Source organism: Arthrobacter sp. H41, assembly GCF_000520535.1.
Classification (GTDB): Bacteria; Actinomycetota; Actinomycetes; order Actinomycetales; family Micrococcaceae; genus Arthrobacter_D.
Map to the genome: position 1 here is coordinate 47,438 of NZ_KI914767.1, position 5,562 is coordinate 52,999.

5 protein-coding genes and 2 tRNA genes are annotated in these 5,562 nt (G+C 68.3%); 6 read left to right on the forward strand and 1 reads right to left on the reverse strand.

Features of this window, described 5'->3' with window-relative positions; genetic code table 11:
• The 6 genes from Y705_RS23540 to Y705_RS0103425 form a co-directional block, all read left to right on the forward strand.
• Positions 1-151: nucleotidyl transferase family protein (locus Y705_RS23540; protein WP_162149029.1), on the forward strand; the 151-nt coding region annotated here is incomplete at its 5' end.
• 8 nt (positions 152-159) lie between these two features.
• A complete protein-coding gene (locus Y705_RS0103405) occupies positions 160-894 on the forward strand; it encodes an HAD family hydrolase (protein ID WP_049822203.1) in 735 nt (244 codons plus the stop codon).
• A gap of 68 nt (positions 895-962) precedes the next feature.
• Positions 963-1,034, forward strand: a tRNA-Gln gene (locus Y705_RS0103410).
• A 53-nt stretch (positions 1,035-1,087) separates the two neighbouring features.
• Positions 1,088-1,160 (forward strand) — tRNA-Glu (locus Y705_RS0103415).
• A gap of 103 nt (positions 1,161-1,263) precedes the next feature.
• The gene (locus tag Y705_RS17070; protein WP_081737753.1) at positions 1,264-3,129 is read left to right on the forward strand and encodes a dynamin family protein; all 1,866 of its coding nucleotides are present in this window, start codon (positions 1,264-1,266) and stop codon (positions 3,127-3,129) included.
• Positions 3,126-4,745, forward strand: coding sequence for a GTPase (locus tag Y705_RS0103425; protein WP_026531835.1), 1,620 nt, complete (start codon positions 3,126-3,128; stop codon positions 4,743-4,745). Before Y705_RS17070 ends, Y705_RS0103425 begins: the two co-directional genes overlap by 4 nt.
• A gap of 29 nt (positions 4,746-4,774) precedes the next feature.
• On the opposite strand, the gene Y705_RS17075 is transcribed toward Y705_RS0103425, so the two are convergent.
• Positions 4,775-5,422: an MBL fold metallo-hydrolase gene (locus Y705_RS17075; protein WP_049822204.1), complete on the reverse strand. Its 648-nt coding sequence runs from the start codon at positions 5,420-5,422 to the stop codon at positions 4,775-4,777.
• Positions 5,423-5,562: the final 140 nt, after the last annotated feature.

The window sequence follows — 5,562 nt, forward strand, 5'->3', positions numbered from 1 at the left end:
CGGCCTCAAGCCGCGGTTCGCCTTCGGCCCCGTCCGCACAGCCATCTCGGGACGGCGCATCTCGCCGCCGCTCTTCGAGTCGATGGTGATCCTCGGCCGGGAGGCGTCCCTCGCGCGCATCCGGGCCTTCCGCGCCGCGTCGGGCGAGTAGGACAGGCGATGGAACGTGGTGAGCGGGTGAGCGGCGACCACCCGCTGGGCGTCCTCTTCGATATCGATGACACCCTGGTGGACCTCGAAGGGGCCATGGGAGCCACACTGCACGAGATCGCCGACGAGGGGTTGAGTCACCTCAGCGACGATGACTGGATCGAATACAAGCGGCTGTATGCGCGCGATCCGGAACGCCACTACGACAGCTTTCTCCAAGGGAAGGCCACCTTCACCGAGCAGCGCATCCGGCGCGTGGCCCACGCCCGGGCAGGGTTCACCGCGGTGCCCTTCGACGCCGAGGCCGCGGCCGGGTGGAACCGGGCGTACGAATCGACTCTGCCGCGCCATTTCAAGGCCTACGACGACGTCGTCCCCCTGCTGGACGAACTCGACGAGCGGGGGATCCCCTACGGCGTGATCAGCAACAACGTGCACGACTACCAGCGGGCGAAACTGGACCGCGCGGAGCTCTCCCGGATTCGGATCCTCGTCGGCATCGACGCGCTGGACGTGGCCAAACCGGACCCGGCGATTTTCCTGGAGGGCGTCCGGCTGCTGGGCACCCCGCCCGCCCGCACACTGTATGTCGGGGACAACCCGGTGGTCGACGCGCACGGCGCTGACGCCGCGGGGCTCGTCGGCGTGTGGCTCGACCGCGCCGGCCTTGAAATCGAGGATGGCCCGCAGCGCCGGATCAGCACCCTGAGTGCCGTTTTGCAGTTCCTGCCACCTGTCCGGTAAAGTTGTTTCTCGGCGCGCGGCACTTACGCGGTCGGATCCCTGCAGGCCAGGGCTTCGAAAAGCGCCTTTGGGGTATGGTGTAATTGGCAACACACTGGTTTCTGGTACCAACATTCTAGGTTCGAGTCCTGGTACCCCAGCGCAGGAAACTGCACAGCATCATCGAAGTGGAACAGCTGAATAGAACAGTACTGGCCCCATCGTATAGCGGCCTAGTACGCTGCCCTCTCACGGCGGTAACGCGGGTTCGAATCCCGCTGGGGTCACGAATAAGGCGCTCCGGACATCAGTCCGGGGCGCTTTTCGTCGTTCGGGGCAGGCCTCGGCTCCAGTCGCCGGAGGAGCTGCCGCTGCTGGCAGAATGGTGAAATGAGCGCTTCCCATCCTCCCGCGGAATTGACCGGCCTGTCCGGGCTTCCGGCATTCCTCCGGGAGGTGCGGGAGGCACTCGTGCACACCAGTTTTCCCTTGGCACTGGGCGGATCCTCCGAAGCGCGGGCTGCCGTCACCGCCGCCGCCGCACAGCTGGACGACTACATCCTGCCGCGTCTCGCCGACGTCGACGCCCCGCTGCTCGCCGTCGTCGGCGGATCGACGGGTGCGGGGAAGTCCACGCTCGTCAACGCGCTCGTGGGCAGCCCCGTGACACGCTCCGGCGCGGTCCGCCCCACCACGCGCCAGCCGATCCTGCTCCACCACCCGCTCGATGCCGGCTGGTTCTCCACCCAGCGCGTGCTGCCCTCCCTGACCCGCGTCCGGGTGGGCATGCCGCCCCGATCCGCGTTGCAACCGGGGCCGAAACCGGGTTACCCGCCGCAAGCGCAGCCTGACGCGCACGAGGTTCAGGACGCAGCCCCGGGTGGCACCGCCTCCCTTCTCCTTCGAGCGGACGCGTCGATCCCTCCCGGGTTGGCGATCCTCGATGCGCCGGATGTGGACTCGATCGCCGACGAGAACCGGAGGCTGGCGGGCCAGTTGCTCGCCGCCGCAGATCTATGGCTGTTCGTCACCACCGCGAACCGGTACGCGGACGCCGTGCCATGGAAGCTCCTCTCGGAAGCGGCTCAGCGGGACATCCTGCTCGCCGTCGTCCTGGACCGTGTTCCGGACGGTGTGGAGGAGGAAGTCCGGGACGACCTCCTGGCCCTGCTCGCAGCGAAGGAACTGGGGCACGCGCCCATCTTCGTGATTCCTGAGGTGCCGCTCGACTCCGCGGGAATGCTGCCTCCCGGAGCCGTCGAGCCAGTGCGGCGCTGGCTGCAGGACCTGGCCGCCGATGCCGAGGGCCGCAGGGACATTGGACGGCGCACCCTCACCGGAGCCGTCCGGGCGCTCGGGGTCCGCATCGGCGAGGTGGCCGATGCTGCCGGTGCCGAGCAGGCAGTGGGAGCAGGTCTCCGGAACGCCACCACGGCGGCCTTCGACACCGCGCTCTCCGCGATCCTCGAATCGACCGAGGACGGAACCCTGCTGCGCGGCGAGGTCCTCGCGCGCTGGCAGGACTTCGTGGGCACCGGCGAGTTCATGCGTGGGGTCGAAACGAGGATCGGCCGCCTGCGGGACAGGGCGGGATCGTTCTTCACCGGCAGGCCCGCTCCGGCGCAGACGGTCGCCGCAGCTATTGAGAGCGGACTGCATTCGGTCATTGTCGAGGAGACTGCGAAGGCAGCGGAGGCCATCGAAGCGCGGTGGCGGGCCGACGACGCCGGCCGGGCGCTCCTCGCCGGACAGGCGCCCCACAACAGTGGCGAGTTCTCGGCCCGCGCCGCTACCGAGGTGAGGGAATGGCAGCAGGACCTGCTCGAGCTGGTGCGGTCCGAGGGCAGCAGCAAGAGGTTCGCCGCGCGCATGCTCTCGTTCGGCGTCAATGGAGTAGCGGTGGCCCTCATGATCGTGGTCTTCGCGTCGACGGGCGGACTCACCGGGGGCGAGGTCGGGATCGCCGGGGGATCAGCGGTGGTGGGCCAGAAGCTCCTCGAGGCGATCTTCGGCGACGACGCGGTCCGGCGGCTCGCGCGTACAGCCAAGCACAACCTGCGACGGCGGTGCGAAAAACTCCTGCGTGCCGAGCAGGCGAAATTCGAAGCACTGCTCCTACCGCTCGCCGGGCAGACCAGGCCGGAAGCGCTGCGCAGCTACGCCCGGACCCTCGCGACGCTGCAGCTGGCCAGGGGAACGGACCCAATCGAGGGCGAAGGACGTGCCGTCGGCGCGGACGCGGTCAACCCCCAGTGAACCGTTCCCGGAATGCCGAGCGCCCCAGCACGCTCCCGAAGCAGCTCGAAGCCCTCGAGTCAGCGCGCGAGCTGGCCCGATCCCGCCTTGATGATTCCCGGCTCGAGAGGATCCAGGGCGTCCTCGATCGCGCGGGAAGCAGGCGCTCGCTGTCGGCCGATCACACCGTCGTCGGAGTGTTCGGTCCCACCGGGAGCGGGAAGTCCTCCCTGATCAATGCGCTCAGCGGAACCAGCCTCGCCCGGGTGGCGGCACGGCGTCCCACCACGTCCTCGCCGCTGGCGCTCGTCTGGGGTTCGGCGGGGAGCGCCGAGTTGCTGGATTGGCTCGTCGTGGAGGAGCGTTACGACATGCCGGATGACTCCGCCCTGTCCGGGGGAGCGGGACTAATCCTGCTCGACCTGCCTGATTTCGATTCGACGGCGAGCGCCCACCGCCTGGTCGTGGAGCGCATGGCGGGCCAGGTGGACGTGCTCCTGTGGGTGGTCGATCCCCAGAAGTATGCCGATGCCGCATTGCACCAGGGTTTCCTCGCGCCGCTGGCCAGCCACGGGGCCGTCACCCTGGTGGCGCTCAACCAGGCGGACCGGCTCGATGAACCAGCACTTGGGGAGGTGACGGCGTCCCTGTCCGGCATCCTCGCCGCTGAAGGACTCGCGGGCGTCGAGGTTTTCCCGGTCTCCGCGCGGACCGGCGCAGGTCTGGATGCACTCACTGCCGCCGTCCGCACGGTCGTGACGCGGAAAGAGGTGTTCAATGAGCGCCTCGCTGCCGACGTCGCGGTTGCTGCGGCCGAGCTCGAGGAGTTCGCGGGCACAGGTGAGTTGTCCCTTCCGGGAGCTTCAGCACAGGCTCTTCTCGCTGAGGGCCTGACCGATGCGGCAGGCGTCGGGGCGGTGGTCGACGCCGTCGTCGCGTCCCACCGGCGCGATGCGCGTGCCGCCACCGGCTGGCCGGTCACCCGGTGGCTCGGTGCCCTGCGTCCCGACCCGTTGCGCCGGTTGAACCTCCGCCGTGCGGACCTCGACCCGATGCTGGTCCGTACCTCGCTGCCGACCGGTGAACCCGCTCAGCGCGCAACGGTGGACCGGGCACTCCGCACCTATGCCGACACTGCCGCAGGCGCCGCCGTCGAGCCCTGGCGCAGTTCCGTCCGGAATGCTGCGAGGAGCTCCGAGCCGGGCCTGATGGACGGTCTTGACCAGGCTGTTGCGGGCACCGATCTCGCCACCGGCAGGCGATCGTGGTGGTGGCCGGTCGCGGGGTTGCTGCAGTGGATCGCTTTCGCAGCACTGGTTGCCGGAGCGGTCTGGCTCGGCCTTCTTGCCCTCGGTGGGTTTCTTCAGCTGCAGTTGCCCCAGACGCCCCGCGTGGAAGGTTTCCCGATTCCCACGCTGTTGGTCGTCGCCGGCGCTGGAACCGGCATTTTGCTCGGGGTACTTTCCGCCGTCCTCGCCCGATTCGGGGCGAGGCTTCGGGGACGAAGGGTACGACGTCGGCTGGCCGGGGCAGTCACGCGCATCGCCGTGGATACGGTGGTGAAACCCGTCGCCGTCGAGATCTCCCGGTACAACGCCTTCCGGGCGGCAGTTGCGGCAGCCAGGCGAAGGTTCTAGGAGGAGCCACTGCAGCTATGCTGCGATCTTCATGCGGCGCTTTTCGTACGCGTGGGACGGTTGTGGCCCGCGCAGACCCACTCGATGCTCTGGCTGGTGATCCGCTCGCGGAGCAGCTGCTCGGTTTCCCCAGCAACAGCTCTGTCACTGATGACCGGCCGAAGGATGAACTGGCGCAGTCCGCCGTCCTTGCGGACGGTGACGGAGTCGCCAGTGAAAAGGACAGAGTTCCACTGGAAGGCGAAGTGGCCCGGGGTATGGCCCGGCGTGGGGAAGTAGTCGAGCCCCTCGAAAATGCTGCCGGTACCGTTCATCTCCTCGAGCCGGTCCGGATAGGGGATCGACGTGAGCCGCTGCATCAGGCGGCGTACTGCGGTCGGCGGTGCCTTCTCGCCCCGGAGGATCGCGGCGTCGGCTCCACCCAGCCATACCGTCGCGCCGAGTTCCTGCTGGAGGCGGGCGACGGCCTGGGCATGGTCGAAGTCGTAGTGGGTGAGCGCTATGTCCGTGACACGGCCCACGCGGGTCTCGGAATCTCGCAACTCCTTCAGGACGGCGTCGTAGCCGGAGGAAATTCCGGGATCGATGACGGCAGCCCCGGCGCTACCGGAGACAACGTACCCGTTGGCGCCCTTCGAGTGCTCGAGCTGGTAGCAGTTGTTGGCGATCAGGCGCATGGCGGGTGTCCTTCGAGTATGGGCTGTTGACAGCGAGGATGGCTCCTCCTCGCTGATGTCCTTGTTCCGAATTTAGTCGATGTCCTCTCCGGCGAGGGCTCTGGCTGCGAGGCTTTCTTCCTCCGCCGCTTCCCACACTT

Coding starts and splice junctions, on each gene's coding strand:
- Y705_RS17070 (WP_081737753.1), top strand. CDS start 1,264: ATGAGCGCTTCCCATCCTCCCGCGGAATTGACCGGCCTGTCCGGGCTT.
- Y705_RS17075 (WP_049822204.1), bottom strand. CDS start 5,422: ATGCGCCTGATCGCCAACAACTGCTACCAGCTCGAGCACTCGAAGGGC.
- Y705_RS0103405 (WP_049822203.1), top strand. CDS start 160: ATGGAACGTGGTGAGCGGGTGAGCGGCGACCACCCGCTGGGCGTCCTC.